Raw genomic sequence first — 19,394 nt, forward strand, 5'->3', positions numbered from 1 at the left:
TGCTTATATGCTTTTTTGATATAAGCAATGATGAAAAATGATTGAACGCAATTTCAGTCGAAAACATGAGGGGAAGACATGAATCTCCATCAACTTCGCTTCGTTCGGGAAGCGGTGCGACAGAACTATAATTTGACGGAAGCGGCCAAGGCGCTGTTTACCTCGCAGCCAGGTGTCTCCAAGGCAATTATTGAGTTGGAAGAAGAGCTGGGCGTGGACATTTTTTCGCGCCACGGCAAGCGGATACGCGGCCTGACTGAGCCGGGACGGGCCGTTTTGAAGTCGGTTGAGCTGATCATGCAGGAAATTGACGGCCTCAAGCGCATAGGCAATGAATTCGCCGCACATGACAGCGGTAGCTTTACAATTGCGACTACGCATACACAAGCGCGATATTCCCTGCCTAAGGTGGTGCAAGCCTTTACACAGAAATTCCCAAAAGTAAGATTGTCTTTATTGCAAGGCAATCCGAAGCAAGTGGCGGATATGGTCTTGATGGGCCAGGCCGATCTGGCGATTGCGACGGAATCGATCGCCAGCATAGATGGTTTGATTTCACTACCTTGTTATCAGTGGGAGCATCAAGTGGTGGTGCCGCTGGATCATCCATTGCTGAAGTCAAAATCGATTACGCTGGAAGAAATCAGCGCTTATCCGCTGATTACCTACGATAGTGCGTTTGCCGGTCGGAACAAGATTGATCATGCCTTCAGTCTGCGCAACCTCAAGCCGGATGTGTTGCTGGAAGCAATCGATGCCGATGTCATTAAAACCTATGTTGAATTGGGCATGGGCATAGGCATCATCGCGGGAATGGCTTTTGATCCCGAACGCGACAAGAATTTGCGTGCGATCCCTGTTGGTCATTTATTTGGCACCAATGTATCGCGCGTGGCTTTGAAGCAAGGCGCATATTTGCGCAGCTATGTATTTACGTTCATCGAATTATTGACGCCTACGCTCAATCGCAAACTGGTTGAACAAGTATTAAGCGGCGAAAAAGATATGTATGAACTATAAAGAATATTCACGATTTTTTTGGAAGTAAGAGCAGCATGATAAAACCGGTAAACACCGATATGGCCGAGTACTACGCGGTCCGTAACAATTTCGACGAAGAAGATATTGAAAATCCGGATGGCGCAGATGCGCTCGACGACATCATGGAGAACCTGCGCAAGTTCATGACGGATCAGCACGTGCTGGAGCTCGCATGCGGCGACGGTTACTGGACGGACGAATTGGCAGAATATGCAGCCTCAGTGCTAGCAACGGATATCAATCCGACTTTGATCGAGCAGGCCAAGGGAAGAGAATTGCCGGAAGAGATCGTGCAGTTCGCCGTTGCTGATGCGCTGGACCCGCAAGTCGAAGGCGAGTTCAACGCCTGCTTTGCCGGCTTCTGGTGGTCGCACGTTAAACGTCAGGATCAGGTTGAAGTGATAGCCCGTATCCGCAAGATCATTGGTCAGGACGGTTTGTTGGTGCTGGTTGATAACTCACACGTAGAAACCGAAAAAACTGTGATCGCGCGTACTGATCTGGAAGGCAATACTTACCAGATTCATGCACTGCCAAACGGTGAACGTTACGAGATTCTGAAGAATTACTATACCAATAGCACCTTGCGCAAACGTCTTGGACCTTTGTTAAAAGATATGCGCGTTCATCATACTGAACACTACTGGATGCTGACGGCGCGTTTGCGATGAATGCTTTATCGTCGGCACATACATACGGGAGCATAGTGTGAGATCAACCCGAGCCACAGCCGCCGTCGAGCGGCTGAAAGAACGCAGCGGTAACGAGCACTACGCGATGGTGCGTACCTCCGACGAATCGTTTTATCTGGTCGATAACGCCGGAGAAGGTGCGCCCGTCGTTCTGTGTGAACGGCTGCCACTGGATGAATTTGTGACCTTCGTCAAAGCCTACGGTCCGCAAAAGCCGAGACGGCAAACCAAATCCGATATCGCGTTTGAAAAGCAATTGGTCAAACGTTAAATGCAAGTCTATGGTTTTGTTAACTTCATTTAAAGCATGACGGTCGAGCAAGCTGAGTTGATCGATCTGGTCAGTCTGGATCAGGTGTCAGGTTCGTGTAAGTTAAGCATCCTTGATCACCTGATATGGGACGACGATCATCTCGTCAAACTTCAATTAAAAATAAATAACTATCTGCATTTGATAGAAAGCGGCGAGATTTATATCTTGTATCCCGCTGCGCGCGGACAGGATTTCTCTATAGAGATTCAATGCATCTACGCGCCGAACGCCACAGCACGCGCCTTTCTGGAGCGGGCGCAAAACATATTGATAGATGCAGGTTATGCAATGCATTTCGGGCCACTTGGTTCTGCGTATGCGGACGATGTACCCGATGCTTGAGTAAATCAATTGGATATGAGCAGCATATCCACCGGTAAATATGGTTATTCGGAATCCGAATTGAGGTATCCTTCCTTCCCTAGGCGCAACATCCATCGCCTTTACCCTTAGCGATTCTGGTTCTGTGTGATTGTTTGGTATGCCAACAAGATCACAATCTCTGAAGCGTAGTTTAATTTTTATAAGGATTGAAGAATGAGACAAATATCCCGCGGCAGCAAATTACTTCTTTGCGCATTCGCAGCAGCAAGTTTTTCTGCAAGCGCTCTGGCCCAAAGCTGGCCGAACTCGACAGTAACCGTAGTCGTCCCATGGCCACCAGGTGGTCCATCCGATATCGCTGCACGTCCTGTTGCTAAACGTTTGACCGAAGATCTCGGCCATCCTTTTGTTATCGATAATCGCGGCGGTGGCGGCGGTAACATCGGTAGTGCAGCAGTTGCGCGTGCACCAGCAGATGGCAACACACTGTTGATTACGTCCAGCGCACCGATTGTGATCAATCCTAGCCTGTACAAAAAAATGACTTTCGATCCGAGCAAAGATCTGGTGCCGATCACCAATCTGTTGCGCGTACCGCTGGTGCTGGTTGCGAACCCTAACGTTCCAGCCAAGGACTTGAAAGAACTGATCGCTTACATCAAGACTCAGCCACAGTTTTCCTACGCATCTGCTGGTTCAGGTACACCACAGCACATGACTGGTGAATTGTTCAAGAGCGTGACCAAGCTGGATATCACACACGTTCCTTACAAAGGTTCGGCACCTGCGATTTCCGATCTGTTGGGTGGCCACGTGCCTGTGATGTTCGACAGCATGATTGCGATCATGCCGCACATCAAGAGCGGCAAGGTAAAAGCGATTGCAGTATCGGGCGCACAACGTTCACCACAATTGCCTGACGTACCAACTTTTGCTGAAGCTGGTTACCCAGCAGTGGTTTCCTACGCTTGGTACGGTTTCTTCGCACCAGCAGGTACACCAAAAGCAATCGTCAACAAGATCAATGCTGAAACTCTGAAAATCATGAAAGAACCAGCATTCAAAAAAATCCTGGCAGATACCGGCTCTGACTATGTTGGCGATACCCCAGAAAACTTCGCTGCATTCGTCAAAGAAGAATCGATCAAATGGGCGAAAGTCGTGAAAGAAAGTGGTGCGACTGTAGACTGATGTTGATCTTCAATCTTGCCATGTGCGAGATTGAATAATGATCGTGTCGTGGATGTATAGCGACATATTGAAATGCCCCGTGTTGTACAGCGGGGCATTTTTACATTCGGAAGGTGCTTCTTGTTTTTGTTGGCAAGGAAAATAAAAAAGCGCCGATTTGGTTACACTACAGATTCCCTATTTATTTCTTCGCGAAGTTTCATCATGTCCGATTCAATTCGTTTGGCAACTGCACAAGATGCCGCCGCCATTTGCCAGATCTACAATCCTTACATCCTCAATACGGTCATCAGCTTTGAAACGGAAGCCGTCAGTGTCGAAGAGATGGCGCAGCGCATAAAAGACGTTTCAGCGGAATTCCCATGGCTGGTATATGAAGAGCAGGGACGCATACTCGGCTACGCCTATGCAGGTAAATGGAGAATCAGAAAGGCGTATCAGCATTCGGTAGAAAGCTCGGTCTATATCGCGGAAGACAGTGGCGGCAAAGGAATCGGTACGCTGTTGTATCAGAGATTGATTGCTGAGTTATCCAAGCAGTCGGTACACGCCGTATTCGGAGGTATTGCATTGCCCAATCCTGGCAGTGTTGCCTTGCATGAAAAACTGGGCTTTGTGAAGGTAGGACATTTGCCGGAGGTCGGCAGAAAGTTCGATCAATGGGTGGATGTCGGTTACTGGCAACTGCTTTTGTAAATCTCCACCATAAAAATAAAGGCCGCAAAAGCGGCCTGTTGAATTGTTTGAACGCTGCTTAATCCAGCGTTGCAATCACTGGTGTGTGATCGGATGGTTGTTCCCATTTGCGCGGTACCTTGTCAATGACGCAGGCAGTGCAACGCTTTGCCAATGATGGCGACAACAGGATGTGATCGATGCGCATGCCGCGATTCAGGCGGAAGCCCATTTGGCGATAATCCCACCAGCTAAACAATTTTTCCGGTTGTTCAAACATGCGGAAAGCATCGGTGAATCCCATTTCTTGCAAACGAACGAAGGCAGCACGTTCCGGTTCTGACACCAGAATCTGACCTACCCATGCAGCGGGATCGTGTACGTCGCGATCTTCCGGTGCAATGTTGTAGTCGCCCAGCAAGGCCAGATTTTCATGCTGCTTTTGTTCTTGTGCCAGCCATTCGTGCAAGGCACTCAACCACTTCAACTTATATTGATACTTATCCGATTCCGGCGATTGACCGTTCGGGATGTAGGCACACACGATGCGGATGCCTTCTATCGTGCCGGCGATGATGCGTTGCTGTTCATCTTCAAACAGGGGATTGTTTTTGACGACATCTGTAATCGGGTGGCGCGACAGGATGGCGACGCCGTTATAGGTTTTCTGGCCGGTGAAGACGACGTGATATCCGGCGGCTTCAATTTCTGCCGCAGGGAATTTCTCATCAACTGTTTTCGTTTCTTGCAGGCAGAGCACATCGACTGGATTGTCAGTCAGCCATTGCAGCACTTGCGGCAGGCGGACTTTGAGGGAGTTAACGTTCCAGGTAGCTATTTTCATGTTGTGTGACTATCCATTCGTGATGCGGGTTTGTGGCGTGAGCGGGGGAGATAGTTGGTTTATCCAATTTTCCGCTTTTGATGCGGGATTGTATCAGTCGTACCGCCGTAGGCGCGCGGCGCGATATTGTCATTTATTTATCTTGAAGGGCGAGGCGTGCTGCTTGCCCAAAACAGACGCTTGCCGTAAAATCTACGCACCATTTCGTCTCACGTGACTGGCGAATCCGGCCGATTTTCTCCGCTTTTATGGGTAAATCAGGTCGTAAGGTGGGTCTATCCACCGTGAAGCGTGAGATTTCATTGCCGTGCGCCTGGGTAGCCCGAATGGAGAGTACGACTGAGGCTGCCTGCGCGTTCAAATTTTGGCACCCTCATTCGATCCCAGGTTGTTGTTTTGCTTTGTATAGGCATGTCTTTACAGTTCGTTCGATTCTGTTTTGGCGTGCTGTTGTGCATCGGATTATGGCTTCCTGCCCATTTTTTTGAACGATTGGAGTGATTCATGTTTTCAAAAGACCAGACCCTGGCAAAAACAGATGCAGAATTGTGGTCGGCCATCCAGAAGGAAAATAACCGTCAGCAAGAACATATCGAGTTGATCGCGTCCGAGAACTACACATCGCCTGCGGTGATGGAAGCGCAAGGAACACAACTGACCAACAAGTACGCCGAAGGTTATCCAGGCAAGCGTTACTACGGTGGTTGTGAATTCGTCGATATCGTTGAACAACTGGCGATCGATCGCTTGAAAAAATTGTTTGGCGCAGATGCTGCCAACGTACAACCTAACTCCGGTTCACAAGCTAACCAAGGTGTGTTTCTGGCAGTTCTGAAACCAGGCGATACCATCATGGGTATGTCGCTGGCAGAAGGCGGCCACTTGACGCACGGCATGGCATTGAACATGTCTGGCAAATGGTTCAACGTTGTCTCCTACGGCTTGAACGAAAAAGAAGAAATCGACTACGACGCGATGGAACGTCTGGCTCGTGAGCACAAACCTAAGCTGATCATCGCTGGTGCATCGGCCTACGCATTGCGCATCGACTTCGAACGCTTCGCTAAAATCGCAAAAGAAATCGGCGCCTACTTCATGGTCGACATGGCGCACTACGCCGGTCTGATCGCAGCAGGCGAATATCCGAATCCAGTGCCATACGCAGACTTCGTCACATCGACCACGCATAAATCCCTGCGCGGCCCACGCGGTGGCTTCATCTTGATGAAGGCTGAACACGAAAAAATCATCAATTCGGCGATTTTCCCAGGCCTGCAAGGCGGCCCATTGATGCACGTGATCGCTGGTAAAGCAGTTGCGTTCAAAGAAGCCCTGGAGCCTGAATTCAAGGTGTATCAACAGCAAGTCGTGAAGAACGCGGACGCATTGGCCAAAGCACTGATCGCACGCGGTCTGCGCATCGTTTCCAGCCGTACCGAATCGCATGTGATGCTGGTTGATCTGCGCGCCAAGAAAATCACAGGTAAAGATGCAGAAGCCTTGCTCGGTTCAGCACACATCACTTGTAACAAGAACGCGATCCCTAACGATCCAGAAAAACCATTCGTCACTTCCGGTATTCGCCTCGGCAGCCCGGCCATGACTACACGTGGTTTCAAGGAAGCGGAAGCAACCAAGGTCGGCAATCTGATCGCTGACGTATTGGATAATCCAAACGATGCAGCAACCATCGAACGCGTGAAAGCCGAAGTCAAAAAATTGACCGCAGCCTTCCCAGTCTACGGTTGATCGTTTTGATTTAAAGTTTGTTGTAGTTGAAAAGTGCTCTTCATTGAAGTGAAGGGCGCAGCAAAATGGCCTTGTCTGAGTAATTTACTCAGGCAAGGCCATTTTGGGATGTTGGCTTAGATTAGTATTTGCTTTGCATCATTTTGCAGATGAACATATTTGTTTCGCTGACGTAACGATTCATAAGGCCACGCACCGCGATGAAATGTCCTTTTTGCCAGCACGACGATACCCAGGTTCTCGATACACGCGTTTCGGAAGAGGGCGACAGCATACGTCGTCGTCGTCGCTGCGTGAATTGCGATAAACGTTTTACGACTTACGAGCGCATCGAATTAGCGATGCCGGTGATCGTGAAGAAGAACGGCAGTCGCACCGACTACGATCCCAAGAAGCTGCAAGGCAGTTTGCAACTGGCCTTGCGCAAGCGTCCTGTCTCGGCCGAGGCAGTTGATGCTGCGATTCATCGTATAGAACAAAAGCTGCTTTCCAGTGGCGAACGCGAAGTGCTGTCCGGTCAGATCGGTGAGCTGGTCATGCGTGAGCTGCAACGACTCGACAAGATTGCCTACATTCGTTTTGCCTCGGTCTATAAGAGTTTTGAAGACGTGGCAGAATTCCAGGATGCGATTGCCGAAGTGGGGCGTGAGCGCAAACCTCCAGCCAAATAACGCTAGCTAACGACGAATGAAATTCGCCTACACCATCATTTATGTTCCGGACGTGGTTGCATCCTTGCAGTTCTTTGAGCAGGCATTCGGATTCTCGCGACGCTTTCTGCATGAATCCGGCACCTATGGTGAGCTGGAAACCGGCGCGACGACGCTGGCATTTGCAGCGCACGATCTCGCTGAGATGAATTATTCAACAGGGCATATTGCTGCCCACACTTCACCCAAACCACTCGGTATTGAAATTGCCTTCACAACAGACGATGTACAAGCGGCGCATGCAAAAGCGTTGTCTATAGGTGCTACAGAGCTGTCGCCACCGACGGCCAAACCGTGGGGACAAATCGTTTCCTACGTGCGTTGTCCTGACGGCTCCCTGGTAGAGCTGTGCACGCCGATTGCTTCCTGATTGATCCATGAGTGACGCCAGAGTCGAGCAACTGCTGAGCGATCTTCGCCTCGTTAATCCGGAGCGATACGATTTGGTGCAGGCAGTCCGCAAGACGATTTATGCGGCAGTACCGAACGCTTCAGAACGTGTGATGTATGGCGGCTTTATGTTCGCAGCGCCGAAAGACTTCTGCGGTGTGTATGCCTATGCTGAACATGTATCCATCGAATTCGGTCGTGGTTGCGATTTGCAAGATGATTGGAGTGTTCTTGAAGGTAAGGGCAAGTTGCGTCGCCATATCAAAATACGTACTCTGGATGAAATCAAGAGCAAGTATCTTGTTGCTTACGTTGCTCTAGCACTTGCCAATGCGCATGATTAATTCAGCCCCATTGCAGCAACAATCATTAAGCATCTCGTACTACATCTAGTCCGCATCCAATAGTTTCTTCATCACCTTACTCTTCGAATTTCCAAGCTTGAAAGACCATGCACCTGCTTGCAGATGCATGGCGTATATGGCATTCCCATTTATCGCTTAATAAAATTTCCCATATTGATGGGATACGAAAAATTTCAAAAAATTGCCACAATAATAATTGTCAAAGAGGCTATTTATCTTTGAGGAATGCAGTTCACCTTAACTGAGCATCACGCACATTGGGGAAAGACACTGGATGATGGCATCGACGGAACATGGATTTTCGCTGATTGAAGTATTGATCTCGGTTTTTGTATTGGCAGTTGGTGTGATCGGTGCGGCCGGTATGCAATTGACCGCTTTACGGACAACGCAACAATCTGTTTTTCAAACCAAGGCATTGCATCTTGCGACGGAAATGGCAGACAAGATGCGCGCGAATGTCAGCCAGATGCAATTGGATGATGCGATTAATCCGTATGTGCGCGTCGATTATCAATCATCTTCAATCACAAGTTCTCATCAATCTCTCCATCATTGCTACGGTGCCGATACGCATTGTGATGCGGGACAGCTAGCCAATTTTGATATCGAACGATGGTTGCGTCGCATCGATAATGAATTGCCTGGCGGACGCGTGCGTATTTGTCGGGATGCTGAACCGTGGAATAGTGCGAATCGACATTTCAATTGGGATTGTGTAGCCGCGACCGGGATGGCATCGATTGCGTCGTTGGTAATCAAAATCGGTTGGACGGATAAAAACCATGATGACAAGTCGTCTGGTGAAAGTAGAAAAACATTTACGCCAACTGTAGTACTGACTGTTGCACCGTATGCTAAATGAGGCGGGTAAATTCAATCCGCTGTCTGCAAGCGATTTTCATGTCACGCCAACAAGGATGGACGATCATTGAATTAATGATCGCGATGACGCTGGGTTTGTTCATCTTGCTGACGGTAACTGGCTTGCTGTTATCGAGTAAGGCTGCTTACGTCGTGCAGGATCAGAGTGGGCACGTCCAGGAAACAGGGCGCTATGCGATGGAAATCTTATCGCGTGCGATACGCCAGGCAGGACATGAAAACTGGAGCAGCGAATGGATGCCAGCTCTTGCTTCCTCCGATTTCAGTCCGAACGTGATGGGCATGGATGCGATGACCTTGAAGAAAACTACAGCTGGCCTGGAGTCACCTGTCTCTTCCTCTTCCGATGTGGTCAATGGTAGCGATATTCTGGCCTTGCGTTTTTTCGGTGATGGCGATGCTGTCCTTAACTGTGCTGGCTTGATCGTTCCTGCTGCAACGTCATCAACTGATGCTGAACAGGAACGTGGCTGGAGCATCTTCTTTGTAGCAAAGGATAGTGCGGGTGAACCTGAACTACGTTGCAAATATCGTTCTAAAACAAGCTGGAATGCAGATGCCATTGCGCGTGGTGTGGAGTCTTTTCAGGTTCTGTATGGCATCGACGTGGATGGCGACGGTTTGCCGGATCGTTTTATCAATGCAAGTGCGGTCGACGATTTGGATGATGGTTTGTTGCTGACTGGGGCTAACGCTGTAGCGCGTGCAACAGATAAAAATCGCAAGACGTATTGGAAGCGGGTGCGTTCAATCAAATTTTCATTATTGATACGCGGTTCGCAAACAGCGCGTGATGATGCCTTGATTGCTGAGCACGATTTGTTTGGTGCTGAATATGCGAATATGCATGCATCCAGCGATAAAGGTGTGCGCATCAAGGAAGATGCATTGCTGAGCTCCGTGCGCAATCGGATCAGGAAAGTTTTTACGCAAACCATACAGTTGCGTAATGATGTCGCGGGTAGCGGTGCGTGAGAGCTTGTTGCCGACGTTATCAGCATGGCGTGACTTTGGTCGTCACGTTATTGATGCTGGTTGTGGTTTTGCTACTGGGAATCGCCGCGGCGCAGATTGCCTTGCAGAGTGAGAAATCATCGCGCAACGATAGAGATAGGCAGATTGCTTTCCAGGCTGCCGAAGCTGCGTTGCTGGATGCAGAAATGGATATTGAACATTCACCGGATGTGAATAGATCCCGTAGCCATATTTTCTCCCGCAGCAGTGCGCTTGGTTTTCCGAGTGAAGCAGACGCTGTTTGCAGTAGTGGTGTACAGAATATTTATCTGGGTTTGTGTCGCTCTGCGACAGAAGGTGTTGCCCCTGTATGGCAAACCGTCAACTTCATGGATGGGATGGATAAAACAAGCCAGTCCGTGCCATACGGCAGATTTACCGGACAGTCTTTTCAAACAGGTGCTGGTTCGCTGCCGGATAGAGCACCGCGCTACATCATTGAATTGATAACGCATAGAAAGATAGGTGAAAGTACCGATCAAGTTGAGTATCTCTATCGAATTACAGCTATCGGTTTTGGTACGCGTGAGACGACACAAGTGGTATTACAAACGATTTATCGCAAGGCTGGCCGATGAGAGTTTGTCTTGTTTACGCGTTATCCATGTTCATGAGCACTCATGCGATTGCCGCTCCGGAAGTTGATCTTGTCAGCGATCCCTTGATTTCTATGCGTTGCACTTCTGATCCCGCAGGAAAATTAACCATATCGGGTGCGACGGTATCTACGATAAATATGTCCGGTGACGGCGCGCATTTGTATCAGACAGGATTCAACCCGCTGACATGGAGCGGGAGTTTGAAGAAATTGCCATTAAAGCAGACGGGAGGCAATGCTCCATCTGCCGAGTGGGATGCAGCAGATTTGTTGACTGGTAATGGATCGTCCCCGGCGAGGCCAGACTCAGATGCACGCCGTATTTACACTGCGAGATTAAACAGCGATCTATCGTTGAGCATGATTCCCTTCTCTTGGACTAACTTGTCCACTGTGCAAAGAGCAGCGCTGAATACATCACCACTTAACGGTACCAACGATCAATTAGGCGAAAAACGTCTGGACTATTTGCGCGGTGGGCGTAGATACGAACTAGGTCAGGCAGAAGGCATCTTCCGTGCACGTGATCGCGTACTTGGTGCGATTGTGCATAGTGTTCCGGTATTTGTCGGCGCACCTTCCAGCAATGTGCAAGGTGCTGATTATCGCGAGTTTCATGAGGTACACAGGGCGCGTCGTCCAACGGTGTATGTAGGCGCGAGCGACGGTATGTTGCATGCCTTTGATGCAGTGACTGGTGAAGAGTTGTTTGCTTATATTCCACATGCATTGTTTGATCGTCTAGGACAATTGACTTCGCCGAATACTACTCATCTCCCGTATGTGGATGGCGCGATTACGGTCGCCGAAGTGCGTGTTGGCAAGCAATGGCGCAGTGTGTTGGTATCCGGCATGGGCGGCGGTGCACAGGGAGTGTTTGCACTGGATGTGACTTCACCGGAACAATTTGAGCAAGGAGCCGGCGTTGTATGGGAATTTACCGATACAGATGATCCTGACATCGGTAATGTTTTTGGCCCGGCAAGCATTGTGAAATTTAAAGTGAGTGTTGTCAAAGGTGTGCCTACGTACCGATACTTTGCCGTCGTTGCCAGTGGACTGAATAACTATCGGGATGACGGTAAAGGGAAATTCAATGCAAGCGCATCGAGTGCACTTTTTCTGTTAGCGCTTGATAAGACACTATCGGAAAAATGGACAGCTGGCCTTAATTATTTCAAATTCAACGTCCCGATCAGCGATCAAAATCTGCCGAATGGTTTGGCTGCGCCTGCACTCACCTTTGCCGGGGACGGCGCAGTGGATGTTATCTATGCTGGCGATTTGCAGGGAAATATGTGGCGTTTCGATTTCAGCGGAAGCGTACCGTGGACTAATGTTTTTGGCGGTGCATCGTCCAAGCCTTTATTCGTCGCCATGGATGCGAACAAGAATAGGCAAGCCATCACACAAAAGGCTACTGTCGTATTTGCACCTGAACGAGGTTATCTAGTGTCCTTCGGTACGGGGAAGTTCATGGAAGCGAGTGATATTCAGGAAATCGGCTTCAGAAAACAATCTTTTTACGGGATTCTAGATAATGCAGGCGAGAAGATCGCTGGACGGCAGCAGCTTGCAGAAAGACGTTTGGCAGTCAGCGCCGCTAGCAACGACATGCTGGAAATCAGCGGCGACGCTTTCAAATATGGTAGCGCTGGTTCTGGTGAGAAGGGTTGGTATTTCGACTTCATTGATTCTGATAAAACGGGCGAGCGCAGCATCAGTTCCGCACAGATTGTCGATGGAAGATTATTCTTCAATACCTTGATTCCCAGTAATGATCCTTGCAAAAACGCGAGTGGGCGCTCCTATGTACTGGATGTGCTCACTGGCTTGTCTGTCAGTGCAAACTGGACTGGCTACCTATCAAACATGGGTGCGGTGAATGTTCCGATGATGGTGGTGGCAACATCAAACGAAGTGACGGAGCGCGATGCCACTGGCAAGCGCCGCATCAAGGAAAAACTGGAAGTTATTGATCCTCTGACCGGCAAGGTAAAAAACGTGGGCGAATCGATGAAAGAAAGCGCACTTGAGACCGTCAAGATTGCTGGTCGCCTGAGCTGGCGAGAAATTGTCAACTGGGTCGAATTACGTAGCTCACTCAACAAAAAATAGGATGACATCATGCGAAGCAGTGGCGGTTTCACACTGATAGAAGTGATGGTTGTGTTAATCATCATGGCAGTTCTTTCCGCAATTGCCTTTCCGTCATATCAAGAATCAATATTAAAGACGAAGCGGGCAGAGGGGCGTGCAGCATTGATGAAGACCATGCAACAGCAAGAGCGTTATTATTCCCTGCATACGACTTATATGCCATTTTCATCCTCGTCCACAGATGTAAACGAAAAGAGATTCAACTGGTTTTCTGGTGAACACGCGAAGGTGAGTGCGTATGAAATTAGCGCACAGGCATGCAATGACGAAGAAATCCGAAATTGCGTGTTATTGATCGCACACCCGGGAACGAATAAGGTGAATGCCAGTTATCGTGATCCAGTCTGTGGAAAATTGATGTTGACCAGTACTGGTGAAAAAATGGCTGGTGCAAATCATTGTTGGTGATGCCATGCATACTAAAATCAAATGGTGCAGTGGATTCTCAGTTGTTGAGTTGATGGCAATACTGGCGATCGTAGGAATTGCCTTGTCCATCGGCATTCCCAGTTTCCGCAGCATGATACAAAGCCAGCGATTGGCAACAGCGACGAATGCCTTGTTTATGTCGGTTAATCTGGCACGCTCGGAAGCGATACATCGCGGTACGCGTGTCGATCTGGTGCCGAAAGATGGATTGAAATGGAATAATGGCTGGGTCGTTTTCATCGATGAAAACAATAATCAACGTCCGGATGTGGATGAAATTATTGTGTATTCCCACGATGCGCTTGATCGCGAGATGCGGATCACACCCAGCTTTACCGATTCGAAAGTACAATATATCGCATTCAATGGCACTGGACGCACGCGCACCAATGCGAGCAGCCAGACTTCGCAATCGGGGAATTGGTTGCTGGAACTGGGGCCGCAATCGCGCAAGATCGTGATCAATTTTCTCGGTCGGCCACGCGTGTGTAATCCGACCAAGGAAGCGGCAACTTGTTGATCAGCATCAGCGACGGTTGCATATATCGATTATTTATCACCATACACAAAGAGTCTCGTGGAAATTCATAGCGACGTACAAGGTATCCGCCTGGCATTGGAACTAGCCGCCAAAGGCATGTTCACGACGACACCTAACCCGCGCGTCGGATGCGTCATCGTCAAGGAAAACAAAATCATAGGCACCGGTTATACGCAACCGGTAGGTCATGCGCATGCCGAGGTACAAGCGTTGAACGATGCAGCCGATCGCGGCTTTGATGTGGCTGGTGCGACTGTATATGTAACGTTGGAGCCATGCAGCCATCACGGCCGCACGCCGCCTTGTGCTGATGCCTTGATTCGTGCGCGTGTAGCGCGTGTGGTCGCGGCCATCACTGACCCGAATCCATTGGTGGCAGGACAGGGATTGGCGCGACTGGAAGCCGCTGGAATACAAGTCTTATGCGGTGTACTGGAAGAGGAAGCGCGCGAAATCAATATCGGCTTCCTGTCACGCATGCAGCACGGCAAGCCGTGGGTGCGCATGAAGTCGGCAGCCAGCCTGGATGGCATGACGGCTTTGCATAACGGCATCAGCCAATGGATTACCGGCGATGAAGCGCGCGCTGATGGTCATTACTGGCGCGCGCGCGCCTGTGCCATTCTGACTGGTATCGGTACCGTGATGGAAGACGATCCGCAACTGAATGTGCGTGCCATCGATACGCCACGTCAACCACAGCGCATCGTGATCGATAGCCAATTACAGATCAGTACGCATGCGCGTGTATTGACGGGTGGTGGCACTTTAATCGTAGCCGCACAAGCCAATCCCGAAAAAGAAAAAATTCTGCGTGATCTTGGCAATGAAGTCATCGTCTTGCCGAATACCAGTGGCAAGGTCGATTTAGCAGCGCTGATGCTGGAGCTAGGTCGTCGTCAAATCAATGAGCTGCACGTGGAAGCCGGCTTTAAATTGAATGGCTCCTTGATCCGCGAAGGCTGCGTTGATGAGCTGCTGGTGTATCTGGCACCAACCTTGTTGGGCGACGCACAACGCATGTTTAATCTACCAGTGCTGGAGTCGCTGGAGCAGAAAAGAAATCTGACTTTCCATGAGGTCAAGCAGATCGGCCCCGATTTGCGTATCCTTGCTCGTTTCATCTAACTTATTTCGTCCTCATCATGTTTACTGGAATCGTCGCCGCTATCGGCAAAATCACTACCATTTCTCCTCTCGGCGATGCTGAGGCTGGACATCGCCTGACAGTGGATGCCGGCGGCTTGCCATTGGCGGATGTAGCCTTGGGCGATTCCATCACCCTGAACGGTGCGTGCATGACGGTGGTGGCCAAGACAGACAAGCAATTCGAGGTTGATGTCTCTCGTGAGAGCTTGAATTGCACCGCCGGGCTGGATGCAGTCGGTGAAGTTAATCTGGAAAAAGCAGTCACCTTATCGGAGCGTCTTGGCGGTCATCTCGTATCTGGTCACGTTGATGGCTTGGGTGTTGTCAGCAAGTTCGAACCAGTAGGTGAGTCGTGGCTGCTGGCGGTAACTGCGCCTAAAGAATTAGGTAAATTTATCGCGGTAAAAGGTTCTATCGTGATAAACGGTGTTTCATTGACGGTGAATACTGTTTCCGATAGTGCTGATGGCTGTACGTTCTCAGTTAACCTGATTCCACATACGGTTCAAGTCACTACGCTCAAGCATTTGAAAGCAGGTAGCAAGGTCAATCTGGAAATAGATTTGATCGCGAGATATGTCGAGCGCATGCTGAGCGCATCCAAATAAGTATTTGGATTCAACAAAAAAGCCATGAAGAGCAAGCTTGCTCCTCATGGCTTTTTTTAAATCTAATGATTTGTCTTTAGTTTGTTTGCTGTATTGCGGTCCTGTGAGCGGGGTCAGCGGAAGACGGAAGTTTTACGAGCAAATCAACATATAATCGCTGAGCTTGCAAATTCGATCTTAGTTATTCACCTTAAAGAGGCTACAAAATTCGTCCGATTCATTTCATCTCTGGCCTGCCTCGTTCGGGTTCGACCTTGCTGTCTGCACTCTTAAAACAAAATCCACGTTTTCACGCCGGCATGAGCGGTCCGGTTGCCGGCATCGTAGGTCGTATATTGGGCGAAATGAGCGCAGGTAATGAATATTCTGTCTTCATCACGGATGAACAACGCAAGCGCATCTTGCACGGTGTTTTCGATAACTATTATGGTCCGGAGTTTGAACAGGAAGTGATCTTCGACACGAATAGAGCATGGTGTTCGCGTATGCCCTTGATCAATAGTTTGTTTCCTGAAAGTCGCGTCATTGCCTGTGTACGAGACGTGCCATGGATCGTTGATAGTATCGAGCAACTGGTTCGTCGAAATAGTTTTTCACCTTCCTCTATTTTTCAATATCAACCGGGTAATAACGTTTACTCGCGTGCGGATGGGATTGCGAATGGCGAAGGCATGCTTGGATTTGCGTATAACGCATTGAAGGAAGCCTTTTATGGTGAGCAAGCCAACAAGCTCTTGTTAGTAACGTATGAGACGTTGGTAACTGACCCTCAGCGTGTGCTGGATGCGGTGTATGCGTTCACAGGTGAAGCTAAGTACACGCATGATTTCGACAATGTCGTTTATGACTCAGGTGAATTTGATACTCGAGCAGGCACACCTGGCCTGCATGCCATTCGTCCTAAGGTGCATGCAGCTTCGCGGCAAACGATTTTGCCGCCAGATGTATTTCATCGTTTTGCAAATGATGCCTTTTGGCGCAATCCGGAATTGAATCCGCATGGCGTTCAAATTGTCTAAGGTCTAAGCAGTTTTTTGTGTAGTGAATCGGTGTGAAAATGCCGATTCATTTCAACTGATCGACAATCGCATCGGCATTTCTGATCGCCAACGCCGCAATCGTGAGGGAAGGGGATTCTCCTCCGCCGCTGCTAGGGAATATGCTCGCATCGCAAATCGACAAATTATCCAGCGAGTGACTTCGACCAAATGAGTCAACCACAGAATCGCGGGGATCAGTGCCCATACGGCAGGTGCCAAACACATGAGTAGAATTAAAAAAATCCATGGTGCCGTACTCTTCAACTAATTGCGTTACGCCTGCAGCCTTCAGAATTTCTCGGCACATGCCAGCCATAAAGCGCAGCCTTGCCAATTCGGATTCGCCCAAGACCGAATGAATGCGCGCCAAGGGAACGCCGTATGCATCCTTGGCTTGTGGATCAAGATCGATATACGTTCCATTGTTGGGCAAGAATTCTCCAATGGAGCCAACGGAAATTGCCTGGCCGATTGCATGCCGCATCTTTTCTTTATGGCTTTTACCAAAGCCGCTGACGATTCTGGTTGCGTAGTTAATGGGGCCGTTTAATCCAGATTCCTGTATAGAGCTGGAGAAGCGACATCCACCGATGACATTTGGTATGCCGTCAGGTTGGTTGTAGTCCCATGAAATGGAATCTGCCGGCAATCCTTTGAAGCTCTCTATGGGTTCCGACAGCATGCCAGTGCTGGCCCAGCTCAAGGTTTCCATGAAATTCTTGCCGACTTGTCCGGACTCATTGGCCAAACCATTCGGTGCCTTGTCATAGGCGGATGCAAGCAGCAAGCGTGGTGTTTCTATTGCACCGCATGCGAGTATCAATCGCTTGACTGGAATATGCACGGACTGCCCTTTGTTATCGACGCAGACGAAATGTGTAATTCTTCGCCCGTTTGCAATCAGAAGGGTGACGCATCGATCCGTCAGAACGGTGCATCGTCCTGTCGCGATAGCTTTGGGGATGTAGGTGATATCAACCGAGCCCTTGTCCATTCTTGGGCATCCGCGGTTGCAATTTCCGCAGTAGTTGCACGGTGGTCGGCCATCGTAAGCAACAGATAGCGCGGCGCGTGAGTTGGCCGTCCAGTGCATCCCTAACTTAGCGGCGGCAGATTCAAGCTTGCGGGATGCTTTGCTGAGCCTATGTGGAGGAAGCGGGTAGGGCGTACTGCGCCAGCGAGCACCTGCATCTATTGGCCCGGCAACGCCGATAATTTTTTCTGCTTGTGCATAGTAAGGTTCGAGCGTCGCATAATCCATCGGCCAATCCGCTGCAACATTAAAGTGCGTCTTCATCTTCATGGACTCTGGATGCAGGCGGTGTGCTTCTCCGGTGTAGCGTAAAGTGCTGCCACCAACGCCGCGTACATGTTGATAGCCGCCATTGGCTGGCTGGCGTGATTGCGTTTGATTCGTTGCGCCACTCACTGCATTCCATGAACGCAGATCGGCGTGTGCAGAATCAAGTGACTGCATGGGCGCGTATGTATAACGTCCCTGACTGCCCGGCTTTTTTGGAAAGTCGCTGACTTCCCATGCCGGTGTGTCTAATGTGTAGTCGCGCAATGGGTCGAACTTTTTGCCCGCCTCCAGTACCAGTACCTTTAAACCTCGCGTTGCGAGACGCCATGCGCTCGCACCGCCACCACCGCCCGATCCAACGACGATTACGTCAAAGTCATCGAAATTCATCAGGCGTCTGCAAAATCTGGATAGCCAATAGGCTGCGGTGGTCTATCGATCACCAAGCCGCGCTGGCTGCGTGGATCTGCATAGTAGGCAGTCATAGTGCGTACTCTTAAAAGTTCAAAGAAGATACGCGGCTGGCTTCCGACTGGATTATTCGCGAGTTTCTCAAGCAATAAGGTGCGCTCATCTTCACTGCGTATGATGAAGCTACCCGTTGCACCTTGATCCAGCCATTTCAAGCCTTCCATCAACCATGGTCGAAATAGCATGTCGCTCTCTGCCTGTTTCAAAATAATGTCGCCTACGCCTAGTGTTGAAGCAGCAGGTGTCCAATTATCCGCAGGGATGAATGTATCGACCAATGCATTAAGAGAGTGCAGCAAGATACTTGCAGTCGGTGAGTTTGATGGAATGCTTGTTGCTTGCGCAAATGATGGAATCGTAGCAAGTGCACTAGTTGCAAGCGCCAATTTAATCAAGCGTCGACGATGGATTTGGTGCTTGGTCAAAAAATTCTGTGCACAAGCGAAAGCCGGATTGTCGGTATGAATGGCGAGATAAGTGATGTGCACAATATTTTTTGGCAGAGGTATAAGCGGGCCATTATCGTACTTTGGATTTATTTGGCAATCATTATTAGGCTTGCTTGATAAGCAAGCCTATAACCATTACTAGCGAAATTTTGTTAGCTTATTCGGCGAAATAGCTGGAATAATGTGCCTTACCTGCAAGGTTGAATGCCTTATTGCATAGTTGTCTGACATAAGAAAAAAAGGAAATATGCAATGAAGAATGAGATGGCTGGCAGGGCATATAGTGAACCCCATAGTTCCAATAGCAATTATTTCACGGTCAATCATGAGCCTTTAGGGAAGCAGCTTCTGGCTTGGCGTGATCGTGTTGGTCATATCATCGATGTACTGCCTTCCATAGAGCAAATAGCACAGCCGTTTAATGCTGCAATTACTCGTTACGCGATAGGTGAT

22 protein-coding genes and 1 riboswitch are annotated in these 19,394 nt (G+C 49.3%); of the genes, 19 read left to right on the forward strand and 3 right to left on the reverse strand.

What is annotated here, in order from left to right; genetic code table 11:
- The first annotated feature begins 78 nt into the window (after positions 1–78).
- From AC07N2_RS09730 to AC07N2_RS09755, 6 genes are all read left to right on the forward strand, one after another.
- Positions 79–1,020 carry a CysB family HTH-type transcriptional regulator gene (locus AC07N2_RS09730; protein WP_076593748.1) on the forward strand — a complete coding sequence of 314 codons (942 nt, stop codon included), beginning with the start codon at positions 79–81 and terminating at the stop codon, positions 1,018–1,020.
- 35 nt (positions 1,021–1,055) lie between these two features.
- Positions 1,056–1,712, forward strand: a complete 657-nt coding sequence (locus AC07N2_RS09735) for a class I SAM-dependent methyltransferase (RefSeq protein ID WP_494778044.1) — start codon at positions 1,056–1,058, stop codon at positions 1,710–1,712.
- A gap of 37 nt (positions 1,713–1,749) precedes the next feature.
- The gene (locus AC07N2_RS09740; RefSeq protein WP_494778045.1) at positions 1,750–2,004 is read left to right on the forward strand and encodes a hypothetical protein; all 255 of its coding nucleotides are present in this window, start codon (positions 1,750–1,752) and stop codon (positions 2,002–2,004) included.
- Between the two features lie 36 nt (positions 2,005–2,040).
- The gene (locus AC07N2_RS09745; RefSeq protein WP_494778046.1) at positions 2,041–2,388 is read left to right on the forward strand and encodes a DUF6572 domain-containing protein; all 348 of its coding nucleotides are present in this window, start codon (positions 2,041–2,043) and stop codon (positions 2,386–2,388) included.
- Positions 2,389–2,583: 195 nt separating this feature from the next.
- Positions 2,584–3,561, forward strand: coding sequence for a Bug family tripartite tricarboxylate transporter substrate binding protein (locus AC07N2_RS09750; RefSeq protein WP_494778047.1), 978 nt, complete (start codon positions 2,584–2,586; stop codon positions 3,559–3,561).
- A gap of 204 nt (positions 3,562–3,765) precedes the next feature.
- Complete coding sequence (locus tag AC07N2_RS09755; protein ID WP_494778048.1) at positions 3,766–4,257, forward strand: arsinothricin resistance N-acetyltransferase ArsN1 family B; 492 nt, start codon at positions 3,766–3,768, stop codon at positions 4,255–4,257.
- 58 nt (positions 4,258–4,315) lie between these two features.
- Here AC07N2_RS09755 and xth read toward each other — a convergent pair whose 3' ends face one another.
- Positions 4,316–5,080, reverse strand: coding sequence for an exodeoxyribonuclease III (gene xth / locus AC07N2_RS09760; protein ID WP_494778049.1), 765 nt, complete (start codon positions 5,078–5,080; stop codon positions 4,316–4,318).
- A gap of 203 nt (positions 5,081–5,283) precedes the next feature.
- Positions 5,284–5,406: riboswitch (ZMP/ZTP riboswitch) on the forward strand.
- Positions 5,407–5,584: 178 nt separating this feature from the next.
- Here xth and glyA point away from each other — a divergent pair.
- From glyA to AC07N2_RS09825, 13 genes are all read left to right on the forward strand, one after another.
- Positions 5,585–6,829 (forward strand): serine hydroxymethyltransferase, encoded by a 1,245-nt coding sequence (gene glyA / locus AC07N2_RS09765; protein ID WP_494778050.1) that lies wholly within the window; start codon positions 5,585–5,587, stop codon positions 6,827–6,829.
- A gap of 200 nt (positions 6,830–7,029) precedes the next feature.
- Positions 7,030–7,500 (forward strand): transcriptional regulator NrdR, encoded by a 471-nt coding sequence (nrdR, locus tag AC07N2_RS09770; RefSeq protein WP_076593755.1) that lies wholly within the window; start codon positions 7,030–7,032, stop codon positions 7,498–7,500.
- Positions 7,501–7,516: 16 nt separating this feature from the next.
- Entirely contained in the window at positions 7,517–7,909 is a 393-nt protein-coding gene (locus tag AC07N2_RS09775; RefSeq protein WP_494778051.1) for a VOC family protein, read from the forward strand.
- 7 nt (positions 7,910–7,916) lie between these two features.
- A complete protein-coding gene (locus AC07N2_RS09780) occupies positions 7,917–8,273 on the forward strand; it encodes a DUF1801 domain-containing protein (protein WP_494778052.1) in 357 nt (118 codons plus the stop codon).
- 295 nt (positions 8,274–8,568) lie between these two features.
- Positions 8,569–9,159 carry a type IV pilus modification protein PilV gene (pilV, locus tag AC07N2_RS09785; protein WP_494778053.1) on the forward strand — a complete coding sequence of 197 codons (591 nt, stop codon included), beginning with the start codon at positions 8,569–8,571 and terminating at the stop codon, positions 9,157–9,159.
- A 38-nt stretch (positions 9,160–9,197) separates the two neighbouring features.
- Positions 9,198–10,154, forward strand: a complete 957-nt coding sequence (locus tag AC07N2_RS09790) for a PilW family protein (protein ID WP_494778054.1) — start codon at positions 9,198–9,200, stop codon at positions 10,152–10,154.
- 29 nt (positions 10,155–10,183) lie between these two features.
- The gene (locus AC07N2_RS09795) at positions 10,184–10,771 is read left to right on the forward strand and encodes a pilus assembly PilX family protein (protein ID WP_494778055.1); all 588 of its coding nucleotides are present in this window, start codon (positions 10,184–10,186) and stop codon (positions 10,769–10,771) included.
- Positions 10,772–10,797: 26 nt separating this feature from the next.
- Positions 10,798–12,909, forward strand: a complete 2,112-nt coding sequence (locus AC07N2_RS09800) for a pilus assembly protein (protein ID WP_494778056.1) — start codon at positions 10,798–10,800, stop codon at positions 12,907–12,909.
- Between the two features lie 9 nt (positions 12,910–12,918).
- Entirely contained in the window at positions 12,919–13,359 is a 441-nt protein-coding gene (locus tag AC07N2_RS09805) for a type IV pilin protein (RefSeq protein WP_494778057.1), read from the forward strand.
- 4 nt (positions 13,360–13,363) lie between these two features.
- Positions 13,364–13,900: a GspH/FimT family pseudopilin gene (locus AC07N2_RS09810; RefSeq protein ID WP_494778058.1), complete on the forward strand. Its 537-nt coding sequence runs from the start codon at positions 13,364–13,366 to the stop codon at positions 13,898–13,900.
- Between the two features lie 57 nt (positions 13,901–13,957).
- A complete protein-coding gene (gene ribD / locus AC07N2_RS09815) occupies positions 13,958–15,049 on the forward strand; it encodes a bifunctional diaminohydroxyphosphoribosylaminopyrimidine deaminase/5-amino-6-(5-phosphoribosylamino)uracil reductase RibD (protein ID WP_494778059.1) in 1,092 nt (363 codons plus the stop codon).
- A gap of 17 nt (positions 15,050–15,066) precedes the next feature.
- On the forward strand, positions 15,067–15,678 hold the full coding sequence (locus AC07N2_RS09820) for a riboflavin synthase (protein ID WP_494778060.1): 612 nt from the start codon (positions 15,067–15,069) through the stop codon (positions 15,676–15,678).
- A 233-nt stretch (positions 15,679–15,911) separates the two neighbouring features.
- The gene (locus tag AC07N2_RS09825) at positions 15,912–16,697 is read left to right on the forward strand and encodes a sulfotransferase family protein (protein ID WP_494778144.1); all 786 of its coding nucleotides are present in this window, start codon (positions 15,912–15,914) and stop codon (positions 16,695–16,697) included.
- Positions 16,698–16,743: 46 nt separating this feature from the next.
- Here AC07N2_RS09825 and AC07N2_RS09830 read toward each other — a convergent pair whose 3' ends face one another.
- Together AC07N2_RS09830 and AC07N2_RS09835 are read right to left on the reverse strand one after the other, a co-directional pair.
- Positions 16,744–18,411, reverse strand: coding sequence for a GMC family oxidoreductase (locus AC07N2_RS09830; RefSeq protein ID WP_494778061.1), 1,668 nt, complete (start codon positions 18,409–18,411; stop codon positions 16,744–16,746).
- On the reverse strand, positions 18,411–18,980 hold the full coding sequence (locus AC07N2_RS09835) for a gluconate 2-dehydrogenase subunit 3 family protein (RefSeq protein ID WP_494778062.1): 570 nt from the start codon (positions 18,978–18,980) through the stop codon (positions 18,411–18,413). The genes AC07N2_RS09830 and AC07N2_RS09835 overlap by 1 nt, the downstream gene beginning before the upstream one ends.
- Positions 18,981–19,394 lie beyond the last annotated feature (414 nt).

This window comes from Herminiimonas sp. GW821-FHT09C12 (assembly GCF_059416385.1).

Excerpts from the sequence above, each read along its gene's own strand:
- xth (WP_494778049.1), bottom strand. The coding sequence starts at position 5,080 with ATGAAAATAGCTACCTGGAACGTTAACTCCCTCAAAGTCCGCCTGCCG.
- AC07N2_RS09805 (WP_494778057.1), top strand. The coding sequence starts at position 12,919 with ATGCGAAGCAGTGGCGGTTTCACACTGATAGAAGTGATGGTTGTGTTA.
- nrdR (WP_076593755.1), top strand. The coding sequence starts at position 7,030 with ATGAAATGTCCTTTTTGCCAGCACGACGATACCCAGGTTCTCGATACA.
- AC07N2_RS09745 (WP_494778046.1), top strand. The coding sequence starts at position 2,041 with ATGACGGTCGAGCAAGCTGAGTTGATCGATCTGGTCAGTCTGGATCAG.
- AC07N2_RS09830 (WP_494778061.1), bottom strand. The coding sequence starts at position 18,411 with ATGAATTTCGATGACTTTGACGTAATCGTCGTTGGATCGGGCGGTGGT.
- AC07N2_RS09755 (WP_494778048.1), top strand. The coding sequence starts at position 3,766 with ATGTCCGATTCAATTCGTTTGGCAACTGCACAAGATGCCGCCGCCATT.
- AC07N2_RS09775 (WP_494778051.1), top strand. The coding sequence starts at position 7,517 with ATGAAATTCGCCTACACCATCATTTATGTTCCGGACGTGGTTGCATCC.
- AC07N2_RS09820 (WP_494778060.1), top strand. The coding sequence starts at position 15,067 with ATGTTTACTGGAATCGTCGCCGCTATCGGCAAAATCACTACCATTTCT.
- AC07N2_RS09750 (WP_494778047.1), top strand. The coding sequence starts at position 2,584 with ATGAGACAAATATCCCGCGGCAGCAAATTACTTCTTTGCGCATTCGCA.
- pilV (WP_494778053.1), top strand. The coding sequence starts at position 8,569 with ATGATGGCATCGACGGAACATGGATTTTCGCTGATTGAAGTATTGATC.
- AC07N2_RS09735 (WP_494778044.1), top strand. The coding sequence starts at position 1,056 with ATGATAAAACCGGTAAACACCGATATGGCCGAGTACTACGCGGTCCGT.
- AC07N2_RS09780 (WP_494778052.1), top strand. The coding sequence starts at position 7,917 with ATGAGTGACGCCAGAGTCGAGCAACTGCTGAGCGATCTTCGCCTCGTT.
- AC07N2_RS09790 (WP_494778054.1), top strand. The coding sequence starts at position 9,198 with ATGTCACGCCAACAAGGATGGACGATCATTGAATTAATGATCGCGATG.
- AC07N2_RS09800 (WP_494778056.1), top strand. The coding sequence starts at position 10,798 with ATGTTCATGAGCACTCATGCGATTGCCGCTCCGGAAGTTGATCTTGTC.
- glyA (WP_494778050.1), top strand. The coding sequence starts at position 5,585 with ATGTTTTCAAAAGACCAGACCCTGGCAAAAACAGATGCAGAATTGTGG.
- AC07N2_RS09730 (WP_076593748.1), top strand. The coding sequence starts at position 79 with ATGAATCTCCATCAACTTCGCTTCGTTCGGGAAGCGGTGCGACAGAAC.
- AC07N2_RS09810 (WP_494778058.1), top strand. The coding sequence starts at position 13,364 with ATGCATACTAAAATCAAATGGTGCAGTGGATTCTCAGTTGTTGAGTTG.